The organism is Novosphingobium decolorationis, assembly GCF_018417475.1.
Lineage (GTDB): Bacteria > Pseudomonadota > Alphaproteobacteria > Sphingomonadales > Sphingomonadaceae > Novosphingobium > Novosphingobium decolorationis.
Genome location: NZ_CP054856.1, coordinates 2,403,683 through 2,428,860, shown reverse-complemented (window position 1 = coordinate 2,428,860; position 25,178 = coordinate 2,403,683). Strand labels below are relative to the sequence as shown.

Annotated in this window: 24 protein-coding genes, 1 tRNA gene and 2 pseudogenes; 12 read left to right on the top strand and 15 right to left on the bottom strand. The window is 64.5% G+C overall.

Features of this window, described 5'->3' with window-relative positions:
* Positions 1–93: 93 nt before the first annotated feature.
* Together HT578_RS11270 and HT578_RS11265 are read right to left on the bottom strand one after the other, a co-directional pair.
* On the bottom strand, positions 94–954 hold the full coding sequence (locus tag HT578_RS11270) for a nucleotidyltransferase family protein (protein ID WP_213499497.1): 861 nt from the start codon (positions 952–954) through the stop codon (positions 94–96).
* 88 nt (positions 955–1,042) lie between these two features.
* Entirely contained in the window at positions 1,043–1,960 is a 918-nt protein-coding gene (locus HT578_RS11265) for an MJ0042-type zinc finger domain-containing protein (RefSeq protein WP_213499495.1), read from the bottom strand.
* A gap of 152 nt (positions 1,961–2,112) precedes the next feature.
* Between HT578_RS11265 and ftsE the strand changes: the two genes are divergently transcribed.
* The 4 genes from ftsE to HT578_RS11245 all read left to right on the top strand — a co-directional run bounded on the left by ftsE (position 2,113) and on the right by HT578_RS11245 (position 5,110).
* The gene (gene ftsE, locus HT578_RS11260) at positions 2,113–2,826 is read left to right on the top strand and encodes a cell division ATP-binding protein FtsE (protein ID WP_213499493.1); all 714 of its coding nucleotides are present in this window, start codon (positions 2,113–2,115) and stop codon (positions 2,824–2,826) included.
* A 61-nt stretch (positions 2,827–2,887) separates the two neighbouring features.
* The gene (locus HT578_RS11255; protein WP_039392156.1) at positions 2,888–3,796 is read left to right on the top strand and encodes a cell division protein FtsX; all 909 of its coding nucleotides are present in this window, start codon (positions 2,888–2,890) and stop codon (positions 3,794–3,796) included.
* Between the two features lie 79 nt (positions 3,797–3,875).
* Positions 3,876–4,418, top strand: coding sequence for a YdcF family protein (locus HT578_RS11250; RefSeq protein ID WP_039390439.1), 543 nt, complete (start codon positions 3,876–3,878; stop codon positions 4,416–4,418).
* Positions 4,418–5,110 carry a lysophospholipid acyltransferase family protein gene (locus tag HT578_RS11245; RefSeq protein WP_213499491.1) on the top strand — a complete coding sequence of 231 codons (693 nt, stop codon included), beginning with the start codon at positions 4,418–4,420 and terminating at the stop codon, positions 5,108–5,110. The genes HT578_RS11250 and HT578_RS11245 overlap by 1 nt, the downstream gene beginning before the upstream one ends.
* A 140-nt stretch (positions 5,111–5,250) precedes the next feature.
* Here the strand turns inward: HT578_RS11245 and HT578_RS11240 are convergent, their stop codons facing one another.
* The gene (locus HT578_RS11240; protein ID WP_213499489.1) at positions 5,251–7,347 is read right to left on the bottom strand and encodes a transglycosylase domain-containing protein; all 2,097 of its coding nucleotides are present in this window, start codon (positions 7,345–7,347) and stop codon (positions 5,251–5,253) included.
* A 165-nt stretch (positions 7,348–7,512) separates the two neighbouring features.
* Between HT578_RS11240 and HT578_RS11235 the strand changes: the two genes are divergently transcribed.
* Positions 7,513–7,588, top strand: a tRNA-Val gene (locus HT578_RS11235).
* A gap of 166 nt (positions 7,589–7,754) precedes the next feature.
* A complete protein-coding gene (locus HT578_RS11230; protein ID WP_084592021.1) occupies positions 7,755–9,080 on the top strand; it encodes a tyrosine-type recombinase/integrase in 1,326 nt (441 codons plus the stop codon).
* Between the two features lie 50 nt (positions 9,081–9,130).
* Here the strand turns inward: HT578_RS11230 and HT578_RS11225 are convergent, their stop codons facing one another.
* The 4 genes from HT578_RS11225 to HT578_RS11210 all read right to left on the bottom strand — a co-directional run bounded on the left by HT578_RS11225 (position 9,131) and on the right by HT578_RS11210 (position 12,453).
* The gene (locus HT578_RS11225; protein ID WP_052322163.1) at positions 9,131–9,532 is read right to left on the bottom strand and encodes a type II toxin-antitoxin system death-on-curing family toxin; all 402 of its coding nucleotides are present in this window, start codon (positions 9,530–9,532) and stop codon (positions 9,131–9,133) included.
* Positions 9,529–9,669 (bottom strand): hypothetical protein, encoded by a 141-nt coding sequence (locus tag HT578_RS11220; protein WP_159108040.1) that lies wholly within the window; start codon positions 9,667–9,669, stop codon positions 9,529–9,531. The genes HT578_RS11225 and HT578_RS11220 overlap by 4 nt, the downstream gene beginning before the upstream one ends.
* Positions 9,670–9,963: 294 nt before the next feature.
* Positions 9,964–10,422 (bottom strand): helix-turn-helix domain-containing protein, encoded by a 459-nt coding sequence (locus HT578_RS11215; protein ID WP_039390443.1) that lies wholly within the window; start codon positions 10,420–10,422, stop codon positions 9,964–9,966.
* Between the two features lie 54 nt (positions 10,423–10,476).
* The gene (locus tag HT578_RS11210; RefSeq protein WP_039390444.1) at positions 10,477–12,453 is read right to left on the bottom strand and encodes a hypothetical protein; all 1,977 of its coding nucleotides are present in this window, start codon (positions 12,451–12,453) and stop codon (positions 10,477–10,479) included.
* Between the two features lie 535 nt (positions 12,454–12,988).
* Here HT578_RS11210 and HT578_RS11205 point away from each other — a divergent pair.
* Both HT578_RS11205 and HT578_RS11200 read left to right on the top strand, forming a co-directional pair.
* Positions 12,989–13,870: an ArdC family protein gene (locus tag HT578_RS11205; RefSeq protein ID WP_039390446.1), complete on the top strand. Its 882-nt coding sequence runs from the start codon at positions 12,989–12,991 to the stop codon at positions 13,868–13,870.
* Positions 13,867–14,151, top strand: a complete 285-nt coding sequence (locus tag HT578_RS11200) for a sigma factor-like helix-turn-helix DNA-binding protein (protein WP_039390447.1) — start codon at positions 13,867–13,869, stop codon at positions 14,149–14,151. Before HT578_RS11205 ends, HT578_RS11200 begins: the two co-directional genes overlap by 4 nt.
* A gap of 42 nt (positions 14,152–14,193) precedes the next feature.
* On the opposite strand, the gene HT578_RS11195 is transcribed toward HT578_RS11200, so the two are convergent.
* Complete coding sequence (locus HT578_RS11195; protein WP_422394395.1) at positions 14,194–14,406, bottom strand: helix-turn-helix transcriptional regulator; 213 nt, start codon at positions 14,404–14,406, stop codon at positions 14,194–14,196.
* Between the two features lie 556 nt (positions 14,407–14,962).
* On the bottom strand, positions 14,963–15,127 hold the full coding sequence (locus HT578_RS11190) for a hypothetical protein (RefSeq protein WP_159108041.1): 165 nt from the start codon (positions 15,125–15,127) through the stop codon (positions 14,963–14,965).
* A gap of 129 nt (positions 15,128–15,256) precedes the next feature.
* Between HT578_RS11190 and HT578_RS11185 the strand changes: the two genes are divergently transcribed.
* Both HT578_RS11185 and HT578_RS11180 read left to right on the top strand, forming a co-directional pair.
* On the top strand, positions 15,257–16,162 hold the full coding sequence (locus HT578_RS11185; protein ID WP_039390451.1) for a type IV toxin-antitoxin system AbiEi family antitoxin domain-containing protein: 906 nt from the start codon (positions 15,257–15,259) through the stop codon (positions 16,160–16,162).
* Position 16,163: 1 nt separating this feature from the next.
* Positions 16,164–17,042: a nucleotidyl transferase AbiEii/AbiGii toxin family protein gene (locus HT578_RS11180; protein ID WP_039390452.1), complete on the top strand. Its 879-nt coding sequence runs from the start codon at positions 16,164–16,166 to the stop codon at positions 17,040–17,042.
* 128 nt (positions 17,043–17,170) lie between these two features.
* Here HT578_RS11180 and HT578_RS11175 read toward each other — a convergent pair whose 3' ends face one another.
* The 3 genes from HT578_RS11175 to HT578_RS11165 all read right to left on the bottom strand — a co-directional run bounded on the left by HT578_RS11175 (position 17,171) and on the right by HT578_RS11165 (position 18,633).
* Positions 17,171–17,758, bottom strand: a complete 588-nt coding sequence (locus tag HT578_RS11175; RefSeq protein ID WP_052322165.1) for a hypothetical protein — start codon at positions 17,756–17,758, stop codon at positions 17,171–17,173.
* 316 nt (positions 17,759–18,074) lie between these two features.
* Complete coding sequence (locus HT578_RS11170) at positions 18,075–18,287, bottom strand: conjugal transfer protein TraD (RefSeq protein WP_039392162.1); 213 nt, start codon at positions 18,285–18,287, stop codon at positions 18,075–18,077.
* Between the two features lie 16 nt (positions 18,288–18,303).
* The gene (locus tag HT578_RS11165) at positions 18,304–18,633 is read right to left on the bottom strand and encodes a conjugal transfer protein TraD (protein ID WP_039390453.1); all 330 of its coding nucleotides are present in this window, start codon (positions 18,631–18,633) and stop codon (positions 18,304–18,306) included.
* A 171-nt stretch (positions 18,634–18,804) separates the two neighbouring features.
* Here HT578_RS11165 and traA point away from each other — a divergent pair, with 171 nt between their 5' ends.
* Entirely contained in the window at positions 18,805–21,654 is a 2,850-nt protein-coding gene (gene traA, locus HT578_RS11160; protein ID WP_213499487.1) for a Ti-type conjugative transfer relaxase TraA, read from the top strand.
* Positions 21,655–21,663: 9 nt separating this feature from the next.
* Positions 21,664–22,365, top strand: coding sequence for a DUF6118 family protein (locus tag HT578_RS11155; RefSeq protein ID WP_213499485.1), 702 nt, complete (start codon positions 21,664–21,666; stop codon positions 22,363–22,365).
* Positions 22,366–22,513: 148 nt separating this feature from the next.
* Here HT578_RS11155 and HT578_RS11150 read toward each other — a convergent pair whose 3' ends face one another.
* The 3 genes and pseudogenes from HT578_RS11150 to tnpB all read right to left on the bottom strand — a co-directional run bounded on the left by HT578_RS11150 (position 22,514) and on the right by tnpB (position 25,146).
* Positions 22,514–23,152, bottom strand: a complete 639-nt coding sequence (locus HT578_RS11150) for a plasmid pRiA4b ORF-3 family protein (RefSeq protein WP_039396108.1) — start codon at positions 23,150–23,152, stop codon at positions 22,514–22,516.
* Positions 23,149–24,792 (bottom strand): annotated as a pseudogene (tnpC, locus tag HT578_RS11145) (IS66 family transposase). The gene HT578_RS11150 and the pseudogene tnpC overlap by 4 nt, the downstream one beginning before the upstream one ends.
* A gap of 73 nt (positions 24,793–24,865) precedes the next feature.
* A pseudogene (gene tnpB, locus HT578_RS11140) lies at positions 24,866–25,146 on the bottom strand (IS66 family insertion sequence element accessory protein TnpB).
* Positions 25,147–25,178: the final 32 nt, after the last annotated feature.

Below are 25,178 nucleotides of genomic sequence, written 5' to 3'. Positions count from 1 at the left end.
GATAAAAGCCTTCGGGCACCCCTCCCGGGACACCGGAAGGCTGGTGCCTTTTGGCGTGTCTGCGTGGTGCGCGTGGTGCGTGCAGGGGGGGCGTCAGGAGGCGCTGAGGGCAGTGTCCTGAACTGTTGCCACCGCGCGCGCGCGCGCCTCAAGCTGGTGGCGCACGATGGCGTAGCTCTGCTCGTTTCCGACATCGATGGCCTGTGTGCCGTCCGGCGTGATGACCGCCTCCACACGGGCCCGCAGGCGGCGCGAGGCGCGTGCAAGAGCGCCGCTGCGCGTCTCGAGGCCCAATGCCAGCAGGAGCAGGCCGACAAGGCCCATGGCGCGTGCAATGCGCAAGGCCACCCGCACCGAGGCGCGGCGTCCCCGGAAGATCGAGGCGGCCCCCAGGAAGTCCGCGCTGCGCACACCGTAGAGGTCGCAGGGCGCCAGGTGCCCGTCACGCAAGGTCAGGTAATGCGGTGAGCCGCTGGGGTGGACCGCCTCGACTGCGTCGCGCGGGGCGAGCGCGAGCGCGATGTCGGCGCTCTCCAGGGCCGTGACCAGCTGGTCGATGGTCTCGCCGCTCAGGAGCGCATGGTCGGCGGTGGTGACGAGGAGCGGGCCATCCCACCCTTGCGCGGCGGCGCGAATGCTCTGGGCAACATCCTCGCGCGCTTCGACGAGAGTGACCGCGCCCCGGCCGGGAAGGCGGGTGAGCACGTCCCAGACCGGATCGAAGGCCTCCTGCTCGATGCAGATGGCGAGGCTGCCGACCTTGGGGTGCTGCGCGCCGGTCTGCAGGACATGGGCAATCAGCGGGCGGCCGGCGAGTGGGATCAGGCTGCGGTGGCTGACACCGAAGCGTTCGGACAGCGGGTCAGAAGACGGGCAGCGCTGCCCGGCCAGAACGATCAGGCGGACAGGGCCGGTTTCGGCCACGGTCGTCGGGTGTGGGGGATGGGAAGGCATGCCCGGCCCCTATGGCGCGGACGTATGACAACGGCGTGACCGGTCTATGGGGCGCGGCGCTTTGTCAGGCCCCGTTCGCTGCGGGGGTTCAGTCGGGCTTCCAGCCGATCTCGGCGGTGGTCGCGGCCTTGGGGATGTCGGTCAGGGCCTCGTTGATGGTGATGACTTCCCCTGCCGCCAGCTTGCGCGTGGGGGGCACGATTTCCTTTTCGTAGATGATCCGCTCGCGCGCGTCGCGCAGGACGACCAGCAGCGAGGGCACGTAGCGGGTCTCGCTGCCGATGTTGCCGATCGTGCCGCTGACGCTGAAGAAGTCGCTGCCATCGGCCAGGCGCTGGCGGTCCTGGCGCTTGCGCGGAAAATCGAGCTGGAGGTCAGGTTCGCCCTGCCGGAACGTCTCGTGCGGGGTGGGGATCCAGTTGGGCAGGCCGCCCCAGGCGATGGCGCCGGTCAGGCCCAGCGTCACCACCGCAAAGATCGAGGCCGCGTAGGTGCCGATCTTCGCCCAGTTGCGGCGGGGCTGGAAGGGCGGTGCGAAATCGAAGCTGGAGCTGCGCTCGTCGGCGTAGTGGACCGTGTTCTCGGTGTCGTCGTAGACCGCCGCCGGGGGCTTTCGCAGCGAGGCGGGCGTCGCCATCTCGGCGCGTTCCGCATCGGTCCGCACCTTGGGCTTGCCGGCTGGCCTGGGCGCTGCGCGTGGTGCCGGGGCAGGTGCGGGAGCCGGTGCCGGTGTGGGCGCTGCGGGAGCTGGCGTTGCGGCCACCGGCTCGGGAGCGGGCGGGGGAGGTGCAGCCTCGGGTTCCCGCGCCGGCTGCGGGCTCGGCGCCGGTGCGGCCGCAGGTGCCGGGCGGGGCTGGGGAGCGGGCGCGGCCAGTTCCTCGGGGGAAGAGCCGTCCTGGTACCAGCTGTGCTTGCACTTGGCGCAGCGGACCGTGCGGCCTTCCACGCCGATGGCGTTATCCGGTACGGCGTAACGCGTAGAGCAGGCAGGGCAGGCGATAATCATACGAGTACCTCATAAGCACCATTCGCTAAGGGACGACAAGCACCCGACTTGTGGGTACGGGGCGTATTGCCCTTTTTTCCACATGGATTGCTCGCTATAGCGCGCAAGGCCGCATCTTTTCGGCCCTGCCAGGACTATTCACCAGAAGACGAATGACTGCCGAGGGCGAAATCATCCACTTCGACAATGTCGGGCTGCGCTATGGCACCGAACGCGAGGTGCTGAGCGACCTGACGTTCACCCTCTATGCAGGGCGCTTCTATTTCCTGACGGGCGCCAGCGGTGCGGGCAAGACGTCGCTGCTGAAACTTCTCTATCTCGCCCAGCGCCCTTCGCGCGGCGCGGTGCGCATGTTCGGCAACGATGCGATCACGCTCTCTCGCGCGAGCCTGCCCGCGCTGCGCCGCCGGATTGGCGTGGTCTTCCAGGACTTCCGGCTTGTCCCCCACCTCTCCGCCTTCGACAACGTGGCCCTGCCGCTGCGCGTGGCCGGCCACGGGGAGAAGGACATCGCCGGCCCCGTGCGCGACATCCTCGAATGGGTGGGGCTTTCCGAGCGGATCGACGCGGTGCCCGCCACGCTTTCGGGCGGTGAGCAGCAGCGCATCGCCATCGCCCGTGCGGTGATCGGGCGCCCGGCCGTCCTCGTCGCCGACGAGCCGACCGGCAACGTCGATCCCGAGATGGCGCTCAAGCTTCTGCGCCTGTTCGAGATGCTCAACCGCCAGGGCACGACCGTGGTGGTCGCCACCCACGATCTCGATCTCCTGCGCAAGGTGCCCGACAGCCTGATCATGCGCCTGGAGCGCGGGCGGCTGGCCGATCCGACCGGCGCGCTGCGCCATTCTCCGGCCCGTCGGACATGAGCGGGAGGCGCACATGAGCCGCGATGGGACGACACGGCGCGAGCGGCGTCTGGGCCCTTCGATGCTGCACGGGATGCGGCGTCTGGGCGGGGGCGGTGCCGAGCTGATCCCGCAGGGGCGCATGTCCGGGCCCATGCCCTGGGTGATCGCGATCATGGTCGCCCTGACCGCGATTGCGCTCGCCGCCGGGCTTTCCATCGGCAACGCGGTTTCGGCCGCGAAGGCCGAGATCGAAGGCGGCGTCACCATCCAGATCATCGAGCCGCGCGAGGATACCCGGGATCGCCAGACGCGCGATGTGGCGAAGGCCGTGCAGCAGCTCCCCGGCGTCAGCGGCCTGCGCATCGTGCCGCGCGAGGAACTCGACAGCCTGATCGAGCCGTGGCTGGGCAGCGGCATCGCCGAGGCGACCGGCTCGGCCATTCCTGTCCCTGCGCTGATCGACGTGCGCCTCGCCACCGGCGCGACGCCGCAGCGGGTCGAGACGATCCGCGCCGCCGCGCGCAAGGTGACGGAGGCGGCCCGCGTCGATGCCCAGTCGAGCTGGCTGCGCCCGGTGTTCGAGGCGATGGTCTCGCTCCAGATCCTCGCCATTGCGCTGGTCGCACTGCTTACCCTGGCGCTGGCCGCCGCGGTACTTCTGGCGGCGCGCTCGGCGCTTGGCGCCAACCGCGACGTGATCGAGATCGTCCACCTCCTGGGCGGAACCGACAAGCAGGTGGCGCGGGTGTTCCAGCGTTCGATCGGCTTTGATGCCGCGGGCGGCGGCGCGGTCGGGCTGGCGCTGGCGCTGGTCGTCATCGTGCTCCTGGCTCGCCGATTCGAGGGGCTGGGGGCAGGCCTTGTCGACAACGGTGCGCTGGTCTGGAGCGACTGGTTTCTGCTGGCGCTGGTGCCGATCCTCGCCACGCTTCTGGCCATGATCACGGCCCGCTTCACCGTGCTTCACGCCCTGCGCAAGATGCTCTAGGGCAAAGAGCACTGGTACACGCGGGCAAGTGTCGCCATAAGGCCCGCGAAAGCAATCAACCGCTATTTCCTGCAAGGTCATGTTTCGTCGCACCGCCGCCTTTGTCGTGCTTGTCTGGTTCTTCGGCTTCGTCTGGTTCGCCGTGACGCTGCCCGGGCCGATGGTGGGTGCGTCCAAGAGCGATGCGATCATCGTGCTGACGGGCAGCAGGGGGCGTATCGAACATGCGCTTGATGGGCTGGAGAAGGGCGCTGCGCCGCGCCTGTTCGTTTCCGGCGTCGATCCCGAAGTGCGTCCGGTCGAGTTCGCGGCCGAGTTCAAGGTGCCTGCGCGCACCATGCAGTGCTGCGTGGACCTGGGTTTCGAGGCCTATGACACGCGCTCGAACGGGGTCGAGACCGCGCGCTGGGTGGAGCGGCACAAGGTGCGCACGATCCGCCTGGTGACCGCCGACTGGCACATGCGCCGCGCCGAACTGGAATTGCTGCGCGAACTGCCCGAGGGCGTTGAGGTGCGGCGCGATGCGGTTCGCTCGCGCCCCAGCTTCAGCGCCCTGTTCCTCGAATATCACAAGCTCCTCTGGCGCCTCGCCAGCAACCTGTGGGAGCAATGGAGCCCGTGATGGAGACCCGTTTCGCAGACGTCGTGCGCAGCCTTGCGTTCTACGCCATCTTCTATCCCGGCTCGGTGATCATGGTTTTCCTGGCCCTGCCGTTCGCGGCGCTGGGTGAGCGCCAGATCTGGCTGCTGGCGTACAGCTGGAGCGCCTTTCACCGCTTCTGCTGCCGTTGGCTGCTGGGCATCCGGGTGGAGATAAAGGGCGAATTTCCCGAAGACGGCGTGCTGGTGGCGATGCGCCACGAGAGCTTCTTCGAGGCGATCGAGCTGCCGCTGCTGACGCCCTGGCCCACGCCTTTTCCCAAGTCCGAACTTCTCAAGATTCCGGGGTGGGGCTGGGCTCTCTCGCGCTTTGGCGTGGTCGCGGTCGAACGCGCGGGCGGAGCGGCCTCGCTGCGCCGGATGATCGCGACCGCGCGCGGGTTCGCGGCCAGGGGGCGCCAGCTGGTGATCTTCCCGGAAGGCACGCGCATGCCGACCGGCGCCACCGCCCAGCTGCGTTCGGGATTTGCCGGAACCTACAAGATGCTGGGCCTTCCGGTCGTGCCGGTCGCGGTCGACAGCGGGCGGCTCTATCATCGCATCTGGAAGAAGGCGGGGACGATCACCTACACGCTGGGCGAACGCATCGAGCCTGGCCTGCCCCGCGCCGAGATCGAGGCGCGCGTAGGCGCCGCGATCACCACGCATCACTAAGGGGTGAATGAAGATTTCCGAGGGCCATCGCCCTCGGGCTCCCCAGACTGTCCAGCTCACCTTCCGTGCGCCACGGTGGCGAAAAGCGGTGAGGTCGCCCATTTAGGGGTCAAGGGGCGATGGCCCCTTGAATCACTCCTTCATGGCCCTGCGGGCGGCGGCGCTTCGGCCTCCCGCTCGATCCTCCGGCGCGCCTCCTCCAGCGTTCGTTCGCCCTGAAAGCGCAGGCCCTCGCTGTCGAGCTGGATATCGAGCGGCAATCCGTTGAGGTCGGTGGTGATGATCGCGGTTCCGTCCTCGATGCGCAGGCGGTTGCCTTCGCCCAGCGGCAGGCCGCCGTCGGGGATCTGGTCGAGCCCTTCGATGTCGAGCGGCTGCACCGGGCCTTCGGGGCGCGGCTTGGGGGCTGCGGGAGCCGCACGCTCGCCCAGCGCCTGCTGCATGAAGCTGCGCCAGATGCGTGCCGGGGTCGAGCCGCCCGACACCCGCCCGAGCGGGGAATTGTCGTCGTTGCCGACCCACACGCCCACCACGTAATCGCCCGCATAGCCGACGAACAGCGCGTCGCGGTTCTCCTGGCTGGTGCCGGTCTTGCCGAAGTTGGCCGAGCGCAGCATCGCGGCGCGCCCCGTTCCCCGGTTGACCGCGGCGCGCAGCATCTTCTCCATCGCTGCGTGCTGCGACTTGGACAGGCTGTGCTTGCCATCGAGCAGGCGGGCGAACCAGCCCTTCTCCTCGACCGGGAAGGCGCGTGGCTCGACCGGGAAGCTGTTGGCGGCCACGCCCGCATAGGCGGCCGTCAGTTCGATCAGCGGCATTGTCGCGGTCCCCAGCGCCAGGCTGGGGTCGCCTTCGGGCAGGGGCTCGGTAATGCCCAGGCGCCGTGCGGTCTTGATCACCTTTTCATCGCCTACCTGCTGGAACAGGCGCACGGCCGCGACATTGCTCGACCGCGCGAAGGCGTCCTCCAGCGTGATCGTGGGCGAATAGTGCCCCCCTGAGTTCTTGGGGCGGTAGCCGCCGGTCTCGATGGCCGCGTTCGAGATCGTGTCCTCGGGGCTCCAGCCGTCCTGAAGCGCGGCAAGATAGACGAACAGCTTGAAGGTGGAGCCGGGCTGCCGCTTGGCCTGCGTCGCGCGGTTGAACGGGCTCTTGGCGTAGTCCTTGCCCCCGATCATGGCGACGACCTCGCCGTTGCGGCGCATGGCGACGAGCGCGACCTGCGCGGAGCCCAGTGCGGCGCTGTCGATGGCGCGCCGGGCGGCCAGCTGCAGACGTGCATCGAGCGTCGTCGTCAGCGTCTGCGCGGCGTAGCCCTGTTCGGTCATGCTGCGCGCCTGGGGCAACGCCCAGTCGGCGAAGTAGGTGCCGGTAGGAAGATCATTGCCGTCGCGCACGTCGAGCGGGGGAGGGGGAATGGCAGCGGCTTCCTCGCGCGTCATGTAGCCGGCATCGACCATCGCGGCGAGGACCACGCGCATGCGCTTTTCTGCGGCCTCGTAATGGTTGGTCGGTGCAAGGCTGGAGGGCGCCTTCATCAGTCCGGCCAGCATCGCCGCCTGCCCGGGGAGCAGGCGTTCGGGGCGACGGTGGAAGTAGTGCATCGAGGCCGCGCGCAGACCATAGGTGTTGTCGCCGTAATAGGCGTTCGAAAGGTAGCGCTCGAGGATCTCGTCCTTGCTCAGCCAGGCTTCCAGCCAGAACGCGATGAGCGACTCGCGCGCCTTACGCGTCAGGCTCTGTTCGGGCGAGAGGAAGGTGAACTTGGCGAGCTGCTGGGTGATCGTGCTGCCGCCCTGCGTGGTCCCGGTGGTGAGGTTGGTCCAGGCCGCGCGCGCGATGCCGTAGGGATCGATCCCCCAGTGCTCGTAGAAGCGCCGGTCCTCGGTCGCGATGAAGGCCTGCTTGACGTGGTCGGGCAGGTCCGCGGCCTTCACGGGCGCGGCGACAATGGCCCCGTTGCGCGCGATCGGTGTGCCGTCGGCCGCCAGTAGCGTGATCTGAGGGGGCGAGACAGGCTGGAGCGACTTGGAGAGCGGCGCGGTAAAGGCCAGCCAGGCGATCAGGAGCAGGAAGGCAAAGAGGACGCCTGCCACCCCGCGCGAGATCCACCACCAGCGCGAACGCCCGGCGCGCGGCGTCTCGGGCGCGGCATCGACGCCCGGGGCATTGTCGGAAAGAGGCTGGGTGTCCGCGACCGGCTCAGTCGGTTCGGGAGCGCGCTTGAATCTGAACATGGCCTCGTCACGAATACACGATCGGGCGCGCAGGCGCACCACCTCGTCTCGTGCGATATCGTGGAGAACCTTTCGCGCAGCCGAACGGCCCTGTCACGCAAGAGAGCTTGACGCCCTCGCAAAATGGCGTAATGGGCACCTCTTCTGCGGCGCAACAGCGCCTGCGGGCGGTTAGCTCAGTTGGTAGAGCATCTCGTTTACACCGAGAGGGTCGGGGGTTCGAGCCCCTCACCGCCCACCATGGATTACACCTCATCACATCTCACTGAGCGTTGTAACCCGCAGAAAACTGCGATATTTTTAGGGCCTTCCTGCTCATCGCGTCCGCCGCCATCTCATGACTGCCCATCCTTTTGGGGCATATTTGGGGGCCTCGCGATTCTCAATTCGGGACGAGGCCCCCAATCATGTCGCTGACCGACTTTACCATCAAGAACGCGAAACCCCAGGCGAAAACCTACAAGCTGGGTGACGGCGCCGGTTTGTACCTTCAGGTCAACCCGTCCGGAAGCAAGCTGTGGCGGATGAAATACCGCTGGGAGAAGCGCGAGAAGAAGCTGGCCATTGGCCCTTATCCGCTTATCTCGCTGGCCGAGGCGCGCGCCAGACGCGACCAGGCCCGCCTGCAGCTTCTCGAAGGCATCGATCCTTCGCGCGAGAAGATCCTCGCCAACTATCTGGCCCAGGCCAGCGGTGATGATCCTTTCGGCAAGGTCGCCCAGGAATTCATCGACAAGCGGCGGCGTGAGGGCATGTCGGAATCGACGGCCACGAAGAGCGAATACTACATCACCCGGCTTGGCTCGGCGATCTCGCGGCTGCCGATCGGTGCAATCACCACGATCGAGATTCTCGTCGCGCTGCGGCGGATCGAGGCCAAGGGCAACTACGAGACGGCCAAGCGCGTCCTGCAGCTTGCCGGGCGCGTCTTTCGCTATGGGGTCGCAACCGCCCGGATCGTCTCCGATCCCACGCGCGACCTGCGCGGCGCCCTCATCGCGCCCCGCCCCAAGCATTACGGCGCGATCGTCGAGGCCGACCGGGTCGGTGAACTGCTGCGCGCCATCGACGGCTATGATGGGCAGGAACTGACCCGGCTTGCCATGCAGATCCTCCCGCACGTCTTTGTGCGCCCCGGCGAACTGCGCCATGCGGAATGGCATGAGGTCGACTTTGATGCCGCGATCTGGACCATTCCGACCGAGAAGATGAAGATGCGCCGTGCGCATCAGGTGCCCCTTTCGCGCCAGTCCATCGAAATCCTGTGCCGGGTCGAGGAGATTTCAGGGCCGACTGGCTATGTCTTCCCTTCGATCCGCAGTCGGCGGCGACCGATGAGCGAGAACACGATCAATGCGGCCCTGCGCCGGCTTGGATTCTCGGGCGACGAGATGACGGCGCATGGCTTTCGGGCGATGGCGAGCACGCTCCTGAATGAATCGGGGCAGTGGTCGCCCGATGCCATCGAGCGCGCGCTGGCCCACGGCGACAGCAACAAGGTGCGTGCTGCCTATCATCGCGGCATGCACTGGAAAGAGCGCGTCGAAATGGCGCAGTGGTGGTCCGACAATCTCGATACGCTCCGCAAGGCGGCTGGCAGGAGAACTGGTCACGGGCGTCCTGCGGGCACGGGTCCGGTGCGCACACGCCGGGGCGACGCGATCCGCGAGGACACGCGGCGGGGCCCGCGTGAGCGTGGTGGGAACCGGACATCGTCGCGGTCTTGGAGTTGAAGTTCGGCCAGCACGCTCAGCAATCCTGCGCCAGTGCAGGGAGGTGGCTCTCAGTCTTCGGCGGTTTCGACCAGATATTGATCAAGTTCAGCGACCAGATCACTCTCGCGTATATCTCCGGTGACGGCCGCCTTGAAGAGTTGCCCCAGGGTTTCGTCATTCGGCATGTCTAGGCCGTAGCCATTGATGGCGAAAAATTCGAGCATGGCGAAGGCGCCAGCGCGCTTGTTCCCGTCAATGAAGCCGTGATTGTCGGCAATCGACAGTCCGAGCCGCACTCCGAGAACGAGAACATCTTCTTCGCCTTCGTAGTGGTAAAGCGTGCGGGGCCGATCGACGGCACTTTCAACGAGAGTGAGGTCCCGCACACCGTGGGGACCTCCATAAAGTTCGATTTGCTCTTCGTGAATTTCGACGACCTGATCGGCGTCGATCCAGTATGGTTCGCTCACTGAGCCAGATAGGCAAGCGACTTGGAAAACTTGGTATTGATTTCCGCACGGAGCTTCTTGCGGTCAATTTCGCGCTTCGGCTTCGCCTTGCGGGGTTCGCGATTCTTCGCGTCAGGCTTGTCTGCGTATTCGAGCATGCCTTCCTCCATATGCGCTGAAACACCAGATATGTCACATATAGTGTGACGGTCAACGTGACTCTTCAACGACGTTGATATTCGTTGGTTTCAAAATTTCGAGTTAATGTGTGCATAGCACATTCGAAATTTCTGCTGTCTGAACCACTCGCATGAACGATACCATTGCGGTCACAAGTCCATAACAAGCTGCAAGCATAATGGTTCGGCAACGGCCAGGTCGTTTGCGCGGCAAGCGTGCAATGACAGGCTTACGGCTTGGATTTCAACGACCCTGCTGTCACGCAGACGACTTCACAACAGATCAGCATCATCAGAAATTAGCTCGTCCAATGCTTGCGAGCGGAGACGATCTCTGTCCGCCTTGTAGCGGAGCACGTCGTCGGCCTGGATGCGGCGATGCCGGCCGACCCATGTGTAAGGCATTGTTTCCTGGTCCAGGAGCTTGACGAGGTGCGGGCGCGACACATTGAGCAGGTCTGCGGCCTGCTGTGTCGTCAGCATTGCCCGGATCGGCGTAAGCCTCACCGCATGACCCTTGCCGATTTGGTCAAGCATTTCGCGAAGCAGATCGAACAAGGTGGGTGTGAGCTTGATATCGACCGACTTCCCGGACTCCCCTGCCTGTACGCTCAGGGATGCCTCATCTGACTTCTGGACCGCGAGCAGGTCGCGAAGCTGGTTGGCAATCTGGCGGTCTTCAACTGAAGGGATGTCGCCGTTCAACGGCCTGGAATTCGCGGGAGGTGTCATGATGGCTCTCCGAAGAGCAATCTTCGTTAGCGCATATTCGAAATAAACGAAAGATCACGCGGCGAGCCAGACCTGATTGAGAATTTGCGCTGCCAAGGCCGATTTGTCCTGTGGAAGGAAGCGCCCGTAGTGCTTGGCGACCATGTCGGGCGTGTCCTGGATCGCGTAGCTCGCGCGCTCGTATGACCCCGTCTGCTTGAGGATGTGGGTCGCCAGAACGTCGCGAATGTTGTGCGGCCCGTGCGGAAGCAGTCCCTTGATGACGCCTCTTTGCGTGTAGGGATTGAAAATGCCGTAGCGCTGGATCACGAGCCGCCAGGCCTCGTAGAAGGTGTTCTGGTCGTATTCTGCGGTTCGGCTGGTGACCTTGGTGGTCTTGACGAAGAAGGTGCCCGGATCGGCGATTGTGCCGAGCAGCACCGGGCGGTGGCGGCGGATGAATTCGTCGATGTGCCGGTGCAGGCCTCCCAGGTCCGGAAGGACGAGCCGGAACGGGCGGCCATCGAAGAACGAGGACCCCGCGTTCTTGAAGGCGTTGGCGGGGATGACGACTTCCCAGCCGTGGTCGCGTTCGCTCCAGCGGATCTCGCCACGCTTCAGCGCTTCGAGCTGACGCTCGGACCGGGGCAGGCGGTCACGCGGGCAGACCATGAGCTGGCGCAGGTTCTTCTGCCGCAAGCCCAGATGGAGGCCGAGGCGAATGAGCAGGAACGCGCGCGCAGCTTCCGCCGCCGCGCGCGGATAGCGATCGGGATCGGGCGCGAGCCGCAGAACTTCATCGGCGATCTTGCGGTACTCGCCCACCGGGCTGTCCGCTTCGAGAACGGGCAGGATGGGCTCGAAGGGATCGCGATGCACGCGCGCGACGCGCTCGATTTCCTTGGCCCGGGCGACGGCGTGCGCGTGGAGCCGGTCGCAGGCCGTATCCCAGTCCTGCCGCGCGGCCTCAACGTCGGCCGCGCTCAGCAGGCCCTCGATAGGCAGAAGCCGCATTGCCAGTTCGGGCATCTGGCGCAACCATCCGGTACGCTTGCGGGTCAGCGCCGCACCGAGGCGAAGCATGTCCACCTCCCAACGGGTGAAGAAGCCGCGCCGTGCCTCGCGCCACTGGATATACCAGTCCCAGGTTCGCGGAAACACGAGCAGGGCCAGCGTGAGCTGCCCTGCGGGAACGCCGAGACCCGCGACAGCGTCATCCGGCCCGGCGTGCATGGCGCCGAACAGAAGGCCCAGGTGCTCTACCTTCTGTTGAATGGTCTCGTCGTTCCAGACCCCGTTCCGGTGAAAGCCGATGTCGGTGAGCGTGCTCGATTTGAATCGGATCAGTTCCGCGAGTTCGCCGGTGAGGCGCGGCGGAGCCTCCTTTGCCGTGCGGGAAAGGCTGGTGCCGGGAAGCGCTTCGCCGTCTTCGTCCTGGCCCTGTATCGGTGCCGGTCGGCCTTGAGGCTTGCGCCCGGTCAGCGAAGGGAACCGCAGGCCATAGCGCAGCTTGGCGGCATCGGCCTGATAGCGTCGATATTCGGTCGAACCGGAAACGATGACGGTGCGGACCCATTCGAGGATTTCCGCCCGCTCCTTGCGCGAGCGCTGGGCGAAATCGTCTGGCAAATGCCAGGACAGGCGGCGCTGTTCGGCCGGGGCAATGCCTCGCACGCCGTGATCGGCGGGAGCGCGTCCTGGATGCGGCAGCTTCGCCTTGAAATAGTCCGAAGGCAGCCCGTAGCGCGCCTCGATGCGCGCAAGCACGTCCAGGCTCGCGACGTTGCGGGGCAGACGCTTGCCCCGGCTCCAGCCCTTGAGCGTGTCGGTATGGAAGGTCTCGTCGGGGCGAATGATCGCGCGATGGAGGAGAAGGCTTGTTTCGTTGAAGCGTTTCAGGTGCAGGCGCAGAGCCTCGTCGAAGCTGTCTGGTTCCTCCCATTCGTGGAACTGCGCAACGGGACGTTCGGCCGGTTGCCTGCGCTTCGCTCCCCGTTTGCCCTGGCCCTGCTTTGAGGCCGCTGTTGGTTTCTGGGAGCTGGGGCGGGGCATGGAATTCTTTCGGCCAGGGTGTGAGGCTTGCCGGGCGAGTGAAGCCCGATCGCGAGGGCGCGGGCCTATTCCTCAACGAGGTGACTAAGTCACTATGCTGGAATGAAAATTCAGAGGGTATCTTGTGGTTCGATGTTGGTAGCAGGTTGTAGGCGGGGGCTGACCCGCGCCTGCGGCGCGGCCGGGCTCTATTTCGCTCGGTCTCAACCGAGCCACCGGCTGCGCCGCCGTCTCGTCGGCAGAGCCGTGACGATCCCTGTCAGGTTGCGGACTGCCCTTGGCATCCCGTCAATGGTCACCGCGCATGAGGCGCGGCGGCGTTGAGCCTTGACGGCTCCGTGGTGGCGGGGGGCGTCGCGGCCCTCTAGCCCCGCCTCGACGGCGCGCAACCCGTCCGCTGCGCTCCCGGGTGCTCCTCTTCGTTTCGCCCCTTCGGGTGCGCCCCGCTTTTAGCCGGCGGGGCTTCTGGTCTGCTCCTGCCGCCCCCCGCCACCCTGGCGCCGGTCAATGGCGGTTGAGGAAAGGAGCAGGAGTTATGGCCGACCGTCAGAGCCTTTATGGCGAGGTGACCGCACGTGTGATCGCCGAGCTGGAAGAAGGACGCCTTCCGTGGGTGCAGCCTTGGGACAAGGCCCGGTGTGCATGCACGATGCCGCACAACGCGGTGTCTGGACGGGTGTACTCCGGAATTAATGTGTTGATCTTGTGGTGCGAGGCGGTGGAGCGCCAGTTCACCTCGCAGCGCTGGCTTACCTACAAGCAGGCCGAGAAGGCAGGCGGGCATGTCCGGCGCGGAGAGAAAGGCACGGTCATTTGCTATGCTGATCGCTTCACCCCAAAGGACGAAGCCGCGAAGGCCGCAGGCGAGGACCGCGAGGCGCGTACGATTGCCTTCCTGAAGCGCTTCACGGTGTTCAATCTCGACCAGATCGAAGGGTTGCCCGAACAGCATGCCAACGAGCCGGTGGTGCCTGATCCCGTGATGGCGATTGCCGAAGTGGACAAGCTGATTAGGGCCAGCGGTGCCGACTTCCGGATCGGCGGGAGCGAAGCCTTCTATTCGCCCAGGCAAGACTATGTGCAGGTGCCCCCGCAGGCAGCCTTTCATGAGCCCGTGAACTGGTTTCGCACGGCGCTGCACGAGCTTGGCCATTGGGCTGGCGGCAAGGGACGGCTGGAGCGCGATCAGAGCGGTAAGTTTGGTTCAGCCTTGTACGCCAAGGAGGAACTCGTCGCGGAGATGACATCCGCCTTTGCCTGCGCATCGCTGGGTATCGAGCCCACGGTTCGCCATTCCGATTACATTGGGGCGTGGCTTGAAGTCCTGCGCGCCGACGAGAAGGCTATCTTCCGGGCGGCGAGCGCGGCCAGCAAGGGCGCCGACTACCTACTGGCTTTCGGGGAGGACGTGGCATGATGCGGCGTTTCTACCAGCTGGAGCAGCTTATCCGCGAAGTGTTCCTGCGCGATGCCTTCCCCGAGTATGAGGACCCGCAAGTGCGGCGGATGGCGCGGGCGGTCCATTCGCTGCCGCGCTTCCACCGTCAGCTGTTCTGCCTCGTGCGCTACGAGAACTGGTCCTACGACGAGATCGCCGCGTGCTTCGACATCAGCGTGCGCAGGGTGGAGATCGAGATGGGCCGTACCTTCTTCATGTTGAGCCTGTCGCTGGATCGGCAGAAGCGCAAGGGCTGGTGAGCAAACGGGCGCGCCAGGCTCCAATTGGATTGGGGTGGCTGCTCATGCCTGTGGCGGGAAGTCATCAACTGAGTAGAAGATGGGATTGCGCATCCATTCGGTGACGGCGCTTTCGCGCCAGCCGCAGCATCGTTCGGCGAGGCGTACTTGCCTCGGAAAGGTCCCGCTCTGAATCTTGCGATAGAGGGTCGCGCGGGAAAGCCCCGTACGGTCGAGCACATCGCCGAGGCGAAGAAAGCGGTCAGGTGGCGACATCATATTCATGTGGCATGTCCTCCGATTTGGTGAGGTGGACTGGCCGGCCACGAACAAGAATGGGCTAAAACGAGCCGGGATCAAGGGTATGCAGACATCGCCGGGAGCGCAGAACCTAGCGAAGTGAACGATCCGGGACGTCTAAGGACGATCGGGGATGATCAAAAAAACATGTCGCCAGAATTTCCATTTTGACGTTTTGCTCGCAGGCCGTCTCAACAGGCATCGGGAGCCACCCGATATACCGAATATCTGACCGAATCACTCAGCGTAACGCAATGCTGGATGGACGGCGATACGGCATACAGGCCACGCAGATCTGAACTCAATTCGGGCTGAAGGCAGAATGGAGGCTTCTGACCAGTTGTGCCAGAAAAGCGGACACGCCAGTGTTGTAGGGCAACGGTCGCAACAGAATGGCGTCGCACCCATGTGCAAATGCCCCGCTCAAGACTATCGACCCTTTGTCGGCGTAGGGCAGGCGATATACGGATCAATAATATTACCGAGTAATATGTCCGCGATATGGTGGCCCGAGACTGCCGCCATGCTTCTCTCAAGCGACATCTTTCTTGCCCAATAGCAAATGAGTTCGACTTAACGCAGCTAAGGCGCTGAGCGCGGGAGGCTGCTCCAAATGCACGCAGGAGGGCGTTGAAAATTTGCGGTAACCGGCGCTGGCGATGATAGCGGCGAGCAGCGCTGAATACAGGTCATTCATGCACGGGATGCTTTACGTCCTAAGGACGTAAAGCATCCCGTGCTGCATCGAAACTACCAATTATTTACGTACTGATTGGCCGTAACGCTTGACAGTTCATGTACCGAACTCCATACGTCCTAAGGACGTATGGAGTTCGGTACTGTGTCACTCTACCTTAGTCAGGCGATTGCTCGAATGCTGGAAGAGGCCGATCTTCCGCTCGTTACCGAGTACCAGCTATATCAGCGGGTCCAGCCGCTTTTGGCCGCCGGGCAATATTCCGGAGAGCGGATTCTGCGCCTCCCAACCTACTGGTCGCAGCCTCAACTCCGCGCGATGATCCGCACATTGGAAAAGCGTAGGGTTCTCGCGCCAGACGAAGACTTCAAAGCTGGCGTATGGCGCGTCGTTCAGGCAGCGGCAGCGCCCACTGCGGAAGAGGCTATCTGCCTTGTCGATCCCTTCTCGTACATTTCGCATCTGTCTGCCATGCAGCGATATGGCGTCACGGATCGTTCGCCCGAGGCGCTGCACGTTACAACACCAGCTCGCACGCTATGGACACATATGCGGGACGTCCAGATGGCCGAGGATTACGAAGGCGAGCTAGCCGGATCTCTCTTACCGCAACTCAGCAAGATCGGCATTCGCGAACAGGTTCGACGTCGCCAGGTTATCATACACGAATCGAAGCATCCTGCCGAACCGGTACCTATCGCCGGGAGCGTCAGCAGGATCGCCACGATCGGTCGTGTCTTCGTCGACATGCTCGACCAACCGCAGCTCTGCGGCGGTATTCGCCATGTGCTAGATTGTTACGATCGGCACGCCGAACAATGGTTCGATGAGATCGTTGCCGCAGTGGATACGACCGACAGCCCGATCGTGAAGGTGCGAGCCGGCTACATCCTCGATGAGATGTTGGGTCTATCGCACCCGAACATCAATGGATGGACGCGATGCGCACAGCGGGGAGGCTCTCGCAAGCTCGACCCGCAGGCGCCATACGGGCATGTCTTTTCGGAGAAGTGGATGATAGCGCTCAATGCCTAATATGGACCCAGTCGTCGAAATCGTCGATGTCGATGTTCGCGCATGGGTCGAAAATGCCCGCGCCGACCCCCAATTATATCGAGACCGACAAGTTACCGAGATCGTCCTCGCTGCAATCGGGCTTTCACCTTCGCTTAATCAGAGCCTTGTTTTGAAAGGCGGCACGCTCATGGCACTCGCCTTCGGTTCGCGCCGCGTGACTGGCGATGTCGACTTCTCTGCGACCGTACCGCCGGATGGCTTCGACGACCTGCTAAGAGATGAGCTCAATGCGAAATTTCGCGTGGCGGCCATCAAGCTTGGTTATCTTGATCTCGTCTGCCGGGTGCAGGGCGTGAAGCGACGCCCACATTCCAATTTGTTCGAGAATGCTGAATTTCCAGCGCTCGAGTTGCGCGTGGGTTCGGCAGAGCGGGGCAGCAAGCAGGAAGCGGCGCTGGCAGAAGGAAAAGCGAGCCGCATCTTGTTCGTCGAGGTCAGCTTTCGCGATCAGGTCTACGCGTTCCAGGAGCTGAATCTGGGACAGGCGGATGCTGCCCTCCGCGCGTTCACGCTCGCCGAGCTCATCGCCGAAAAATTACGTGCGCTTCTGCAACAGCCGATCCGCAACAGAAACCGGCGACAGGATGTCTATGACATCGCTTTGCTACTCGACGACAACCCGCCGGACGATGCGCTTCGAACAACGATTTTGGAGACGTTGATCGAAAAGTGCCGATCACGCGAGATCGAGCCGACGCGCGAGTCGATCGATGACCCGGAGGTGGCGAAACGCGCGCAGCGGGATTGGGAAACGCTACGGCTCGAAGTGTCCGACCTGCCGCCCTTCGAAGAACGCTTCGCTGCCGTCAGAGAGTTCTATCACTCCCTGCCGTGGTGAGTACTCCGTCCGCCTGAAGGACGGCTGATCATTTTGCCGCAGGGAATGGGCGAGGGGGACGTCACTCCGGCTTTAATCCTCCCCTCTCTGGAGGAAAGCCTGGGGTCGCGTCACCTCTTCTCCCAGGATCAAGAAGGCCTGCCCCGTGCCCTTCCCCGCGATCGCGCATGCCCCGTCACATGGCACACATGATCGACGAGCCCGCAGACCAACGCGCGAACCGTGTCCGGCGTGAACCCGCCATCGTCCGGTAGCTGCCCGCCAACCACATTCTGCTGGTTCCATTTCCAGTACGGCGAGAGCACCTGCATCAACCGCTCCGTCTCGGGGCAATCGTAGCCAAACGCCGTGACGTTCGCATAAGCCAGCGAACGATCGACATGCAGGCCGACATGCCGCGCGCACCAGCTGTCCGGAAAGCCTACATCGAGCAGATGCGAGGAAAGCGCGAGCTGCGTCACGATCCCGGCGGTGTAGAGAAAATAGGGCCAGTCGCTCCGGCCATTGGGTTCGAGCCCGTGCATGAATTCCAGCGCCCGTTCGTAGCGCGCCCGGCTGAGGCTTCGCCCCTCCTGGGTGCGCAGCAACCGAACGGGCTGTGCACCGTAGATCTTCCAGAGCGCAGCGAGCGCGGAATTGTCGTTTGGCAGGGAACGCAGCGCTGCGGAAACAGCGGCGATCTCATCGGGTGAAGCAACAGAAACAATGCTGTCCATCGGCACCTCCGGGTCCGCATCTGGGCGGTTGAGCGGAAGAGGCGAGACATCATGCGGACCAGTCCCGAACTCCCGCACACTGGGCGCGGGAGCCGCCGGAGCTGGTAACATGCGAAAGCACATGCGCCGCCGCCTTTCACCCGAAGGTTTGGACATACGCGACGGCACCCCGGAAAACTGAGTTTTCCGAGCCGTTTGCTTTCGCGGGATTACCAGTCCCGGCGCTGCCCTTTGCGCAGCGCCCTTGCACGTTACCAGACGCGAATCTCTACGCCAAGGCCGGTTCAGTAGCGGGCCGTTTTGTGCGGTGTGATGGCTACGCGACGGCGTCTTGGGCGAAGGCCCGCTTGCCCCTTCGCCGCCACAGCGTCAGGGCTTGCTCACGATCCTCGGTTCGCAGCCTGGCTGCGGCTTCGACAAGCAGGCCAAGGATCACGGCGCGATCGTCGTCGGCTAGCTCGACAAGTCCGGCTTTCACGACCAGCCCGCCCAGTTCGATAAGCTGGCGGGTACGTTCGCGCCGCTTCACCTGCCATTCCCGTCTATCATGCCGCGCCTGGCCCATCGAACAGCGGTTGCGCGCTGCCCGGTTCCGTCGGAGCGCGGCGCGGCTCGCGTTCAGTTCGCTGGCGAGCCTTTGCTTTCCCTTCGCCCGAAAAGAACGCCGCGCCCCGTTTGCGCCAGGCCTCCTTTCGTGCCGCGTCCGTGTTGCTGGCGGCATCGAGCAGAACGCCCGCCAGTTCTTCTGCCGTGAGAGCATCGGCGCCGGTCGCGGTGACCAGCTCGCCAAGCTGGCTCACCTTGCGGCTTTTGAGTTGCTTTGCCTTGTCGGTCAGCGCCTTCAGCTCGGCATCGTAGTCCCTGGGTTTGCGCATGGTCCGTCCTTTCGTTGAGGAAGTCGGACCATTCCGCTATCGGGAGTCTCAGCCCCCCTCAATAGCGTGAAATGCTCTGGGATTTCGTGTTCCCGAGTGCGATGAAATCGTTCGAGGGCGCGCTTATACGTCGTGCCGACGTGCGCTTTTAGGGGTAATTGGTAGGTCGCCATGGCGATCTACCACTTCTCGGCCAAAGTCATTTCCCGCGCCGCCGGATCGTCCGCCGTGGCCGCCGCCGCCTACCGCTCGGCCTCGCGGCTCCACGATGCGCGGTTAGAGCGCAGCCACGACTTCACCAACAAGGCCGGCGTCGTCCATTCCGAAGTCCTGCTCCCCGAGCACGCACCCGACGAATGGCATGACCGCGAGCGGCTGTGGAACGACGTCGAGGCGGCCGAGAAGCGCAAGGACGCACAGCTCTCGCGCGAAGTCGAGTTCGCCATTCCGCGCGAGATGAAGCAGGCCGATGGCATCGAACTGGCGCGCGACTTCGTTCAGCGCGAGTTCGTCGACCGGGGCATGGTTGCCGATCTCAATGTGCACTGGGACATGGGAACGGACGGCATGGCCAAGCCGCACGCCCATGTGATGCTGAGTTTGCGCGAAGTCAGCGAAGAGGGCTTTGGCGCGAAGGTGCGCGACTGGAACCGCACCGAGCTGCTCACGCACTGGCGCGGAGCCTGGGCCGAGCACGTCAACACCCGGCTGGCCGAACTCGATATCGACGCGCGTGTCGATCACCGCTCGCTGGAAGCGCAAGGCATCGAGCTGGAGCCACAGAACAAGATCGGCCCAGCCGCTTCGCGCATGTTCGAACAAGGGCTCGAAAGTGAACGCCTCGACGAGCACCACGCCATTGCAAGGGCCAACGGCGAGAAGCTGCTCGCGGCCCCGCACATCGCGCTCGATGCGATCACGCACCAGCAGTCGACGTTCACCAACCGCGACCTTGCGATGTTCGTCCACCGCCACAGCGAGGGGAAGGACCAGTTCGACCAGATCATGGCCGTGGTGAGGGCCTCACCCGAGCTGGTGAAGCTGGGCAAGGACGGGCGCGGCGAAGACCGCTTCACCTCGCGCGCCATGCTGGAGACCGAACAGCGGCTTGAACGGCAAACCGTCCGGCTTGATGCCGAACGTCATCACAGCGTGCCCGACCGGCATCGTGACCGCGCGCTCACGCGCGCCGAGGCGCGCGGCATGGTGCTCTCGCCCGAGCAGCGCGGGGCCTTCGAGCATGTCACCGATGCGCGTGGGATCAGCAGTGTCATCGGCTATGCCGGGACCGGCAAGAGCGCGATGCTCGGAGTTGCGCGCGAGGCCTGGCACTCGGCGGGATATTCGGTCCACGGCGCAGCGCTCTCAGGGATAGCGGCTGAGAACCTTGAACAGGGTTCGGGCATCGCCAGCCGAACGCTCGCCAGTCTCGAACACCAGTGGGGAAAGGAGCGCGAGTTGCTGACCAGCAAGTCCGTTCTTGTCATCGACGAGGCGGGCATGATTGGCACGCGTCAGATGGAGCGCGTGATGCGCGAGGCCGAGAAGCGCGGCGCCAAGATCGTGCTTGTCGGCGATCCCGAGCAGCTCCAGGCGATCGAGGCGGGCGCCTCGTTCCGCAGTATCGCCGAGCGGCACGGCGCGGTCGAGATCACCGCTATTCGCCGGCAGTCCGAAGAATGGCAGCGCGAGGCGACGCGTCAGCTTGCCACGGGTCGAACCGGTGAGGCACTCGCCGCCTATGAAGACGCGGGGCATGTTCATGCCGCCGAGACGCGCGAGGACGCGCGCGCCAATTTGATCGATCGCTGGGACGCGGATCGGCAAGCGCATCCTGACGCCAGCCGTATCATCCTCACGCACACCAATGATGAAGTGCGCGAACTCAACGAGGCCGCGCGCAACCGCCTGCGCGTCGCGCAGATGCTCGGGCAGGACGTGGGGCTGACAGTCGAGCGCGGCGAGCGGACCTTCGCCTCGGGCGATCGCGTGATGTTCCTCAAGAACGAGCGCAGCCTTGGCGTAAAGAACGGCACGCTGGGCACCGTCGAATATGCCAGCGCCGCCGACATGCGCGTGCGCACCGATGATGGGCGGTCGGTCGCTTTTGACATCAAGGACTATGCCCACGTCGATCACGGCTACGCAGCGACGATCCACAAGTCGCAGGGCATGACGGTGGACCGGGTCCATGTGCTGGCAACGCCGGGGCTCGATCGGCATGCCTCGTATGTCGCGCTGTCGCGCCACCGGACGCAGGTCGATTTGCATTATAGCAAGGACGACTTTGCCGAGCGCAGTCGGCTTGTCCGCGCGCTCAGCCGGGAGCGCGGCAAGGACATGGTCTCCGACTACACCCGCGTGCCCGAGCAGGTGCCGAAGCCGGAGCCAGCGCCGACACCGAAGAACGAACCCGAGGTTCGGCGCAATCCCTTCGCCGGGATGCGCTTCAAGGTGCAGCCGGAACCGGCCATTCAACAAGCCCAGCCACTCGACGCCGCCGTCGCGCGCTACGGGCGGGCGCTGCGCGACATTGACCGGATGCAGCGCCAGCGGCTCAATCCGATTATCAGCCAGGTGCACGCCCTCGATCGCGCGGCCAAAAGCCTCGATGCGCAGCGTCCGCACGCGGCAGAGGACATGTACGCCGCCATGAACAAGGACCCGTCGCTGATCGATGAGGCGGCCCAGGGCAAAAGCGCGCGAGCCATTCAAGCGATGCGCCTGGAGAGCGAGATCCGTGTCGCGGGCGATGAGCGAGCCGATCGCTTCATCGAAGAATGGCAGACCCGCACCCGCCAGTTCCTGCGCATGCAGAAGATGGGCGATCCCCTCGGCGCCGAACGCGCGGCGGAACGAATCGATTACCTGTCGAAGAGCTTTCATCGCGATCCGGAACTGGAATCCCGGCTCCACAGGAGATCTTATGAGCTGGGCTTCAAGCCCCGCGAAGGCAGTACCCTGTCTCGGGACATGCAGGATTGGATCAGCCGCTCGCGCTCACGCGGGCTTGAGCGGTAGCCTTCGCGCATGACTGAAACCAACCCACCTGAAGAGCTCGACGCTGCCGAAGCGTTCGAGGCCATGAACCGCCGTCTTGCAGGCATGTCGGCGGCCATCGATGGCTTTGCTGCGCGCTTCGATCACCTGCAGGAGCGCGACTACAGCACGGATCTGGCCAGAATCGATGGGCGGATCAATCAACTCGGGAAAGAGGTCCTATCCCTGAAGGGCCAGCCCGCGATGACCTTGACGCCCGAACGTGTAAACAGCCAGATCAAGGCGGCTGCACATGAAGCGCGGCAGGCGGAGCAAGTCGCCTGGACCCGGGCACGCAATGAGCTGAACATCGAGGCAAACTCGATCCGTGAAGTCGTTTATTCAGCTCGGGAGGCATACAAACAGGACAAGTTGCTTCTCTACGTTTTGGGTGGTGGCTTCGTGATGGGCGCACTACTGATGTTCTCTGCCCCAACTGTCGCCCTGGATATCGTACCGGACAGTTGGCACTGGCGCGAAAAATCCGCTGTGGCGGCCATGAAGCGCGATGGCTGGACTGCCGGTCAGCGCCTTATGCAGGTCTACGATGAGAAGCGCTGGGAGGAAGTGGCTCACTTCCTGCGATTACCGGACGAGGAGCGCGCAAAGTTCGCCGATTGCGCGGCGAAGGCGGAGGAGAAGGAGAGCGAGACCACCTGCCCTATCCACATGAGTTCGACGGGCGGCAAATAAGGGCGGGCCTTGGGACATTCGCGACAGTCGGCTCTGGAGTGGCCGCCTTGGGTAAGCCGACGTTCACTCTACGGCTGTGATGAGAATCAGCCAATGCTGCTCTCCAAATTTTGGCGTACCCATCCGGTGAAGGCCGCAGTGGCCGTGGCTAGGTCGCCTTTGGTTTGATGATGCGCTTTGCTGCGGCGTTGCGTCTGACAGCGATACGAGCGAGCCCCGCTTCGATCGGCAAGATGTCGAGTTCGTCCGGGTCGTAGCCGTCGAGCCAGTCGTTGATTTCGATATGCTGCTCGTGCGTGGGATCAGACCTGATCTCCAGCATCTCGTAGAAGCCGGAGATCCCGCCGCAATCCTCGGGTGGACACTCGCGCTCGCCGCCGATGAAGCGGGGATAGGCGAGAGCCGGATCTCCCTGCCGAACGTCGCTCAAGGTGAGCGTGTGCTGCCAGTCGTCACCAAAGTCGTAGGAATACGCGATCGTGGTCGCGCCGGGAGCGAGTACGTCGCGCAGGCGGATGCGCGCGGCAATCTTGCGCGGAGCGGTTCCCCAGTCGTCTTCCATCGGCAGGCCATAAGTCTGGTCGTCAATGCGCATCTCCCAGAGATGGTAATCGAACCATCCCATCGCGGCCTGCACGATGTCGTGCAGGACCTTGAGAGTGACCGAGGTCGGCACTTCGACCAGGCGCCAGATTGGCGGATCGCTGTCCTCAAGCTCGATGCGCAGCCTTGCGATCTGCAGGAAACTGTCGGTGGCTGTGGGCCTGTCTGTCGATCGGGCGGTCATGCCACCTGCGATAGCACTCCGGGCCGGACTTGCCAGTTCCAGGGGAGCAGTTCGTCGATCCGGTTGACGGGATGCTCGGCAATGCGCGCGAGGACATCGGCCAGCCAGGCCTGCGGATCGACATCGTTGAGCCGGGCGGTCTGGATCAGCGTATAGAGCACGGCGGCGCGCTGTCCGCCGCGATCGGAGCCGCAGAACAGCCATGCCTTGCGCCCGAGGGGCACGCAGCGCAGCGCCCGCTCGGCTGCGTTGTTCGTGAGGCAGATCCGGCCATCTTCGAGGAAGCGGGTGAAGGCCCCCCAGCGTCGGAGCATGTAGTTGATGGCCTTGGCCAGATCGTGGCTGCGCGAGAGCTTCGCGAGCTGGGCGGTGAGCGGGCGTGCAGATCCGCCATCTGCGGTGCGCTGAGGTCCTGCCGGACGGCGAGGCGCTCTTCGGTGGCCTTGCCGCTGATGCCACGCTCGATCTCGAACAGGGCATCGAGGCGCTGCACAGCTTCCAACGCGATCGGATAGATCATGCCGGTACGCTCGCCGCGGCTCTTCCTGCGTGCGGCGGCCTCGACGTCGGCGAGTTCGAAGAACTTGCGCCGTGCATGCGCAAAGCAACCCGCCTCGGTCACGGGTGCGGGCTGACGGCCGGGCGCGTAGAGCTCGTTGTAGCCGCCATAGGCATCAGCCTGCAGAATCCCGGCCCAGGACGCCAGATGCGCCCGAGGATGCTCGCCGCGCCGGTCGCGGGAATAGTGGAACAGGGCTGCGGGCGGATCGCTGCCGGCAAAGGACCGGTCATCGCGGACGTAAACCCACAGGCGCGCGGTATCGGTCTTGCCCTTGGCCAGGACCGGCACGGTTGTATCGTCGCCATGCAGCCGCCGGGCCGCAAGCACGTGCGCCTCGATCCGTCGATAGAGCGGCATCAGGGCGAAGGCCGCCGCGCCCACCGTCGGCCAGCGTCGAGTGCTGAGCGCCACGCCTTCGCGCGCGAAGCGCTCGGCCTGGCGGTTGAGGGGCTGATGCTGGCCATACTTCTCGAACAGCAGCATGGCGAGGAAACTGGGGCCGGCCCATCCGCGCGGCACGACATGGAACGGCGCTGGAGGCTGCGTGATCGCCTCGCAATCCCGGCACGAGAACTTCTCGCGTACCGTTTGGATCACCTTCCACTGGCGCGGGATCACTTCGAGCGTCTCGGTCACGTCTTCGCCCAGCTTCGACAGGCGCACGCCGCCGCAGGACCGGCATGAACACGGTGCGGGAATGACAACGCGCTCGCGCGGGAGGTGTGCGGGGAGCGGCTTACGGCTCGGCCGCTTGCGCGCGAAGGCGGCAACGTCGGCTGTCCTGGCGGCGGCAACTTCGGCGGCTAGGTCATCCTCGCAGGCATCGGCCTCGAGGTCTTCCAACTGAAGCTCAAGCTGGTCGAGAAGTCGACGGCTGCGCTCGGCACTGGCGCCATATTGCTCGCGGCGCAGCGGCGATCTGCAGCTTGAGGTGGGCGATCATCGCCTCGGTCGCGCTCTCGCGGGCCCTGGCATTGGCGAGGCGCGCCTCGGCCTCGTCGGCGCGTTCAAGCGCGGCGGACAGCAGCGCCTTGAGCGCTTCGACGTCGTCCGGAAGGGGCGATGCGGCCGTGTCCATGACGAGCATGGAATCACAGATCGGCGCAGCATTGAAGCCGAAAATGCGCCGGAAGGCGAAGAAAGTGGCTGGTCTATCCGGCGCTCTGCGGGCGCCAGGAATACTGCGGGTTACGCCAGTCGATCCCTTCCAGCAGGCAGGACAATTGCGCGTTGGTCAGCGAGACGATCCCGTCCTTCGCCGAGGGCCACACGAAGCGTCCTTCTCGAGCCGCTTGGAATAGAGCGACATGCCTATCCCGTCGTGCCAGATGATCTTGATCAGCGATCCCGTCCGTCCGCGAAACACGAACAGGTCGCCCCCATGCGGATCGCGCTTCAGGCCCTGCTGGACCTGCAAGGCCAGCCCTTGCATCCCTTTGCGCATGTCCGTGTGCCCCATGGCGA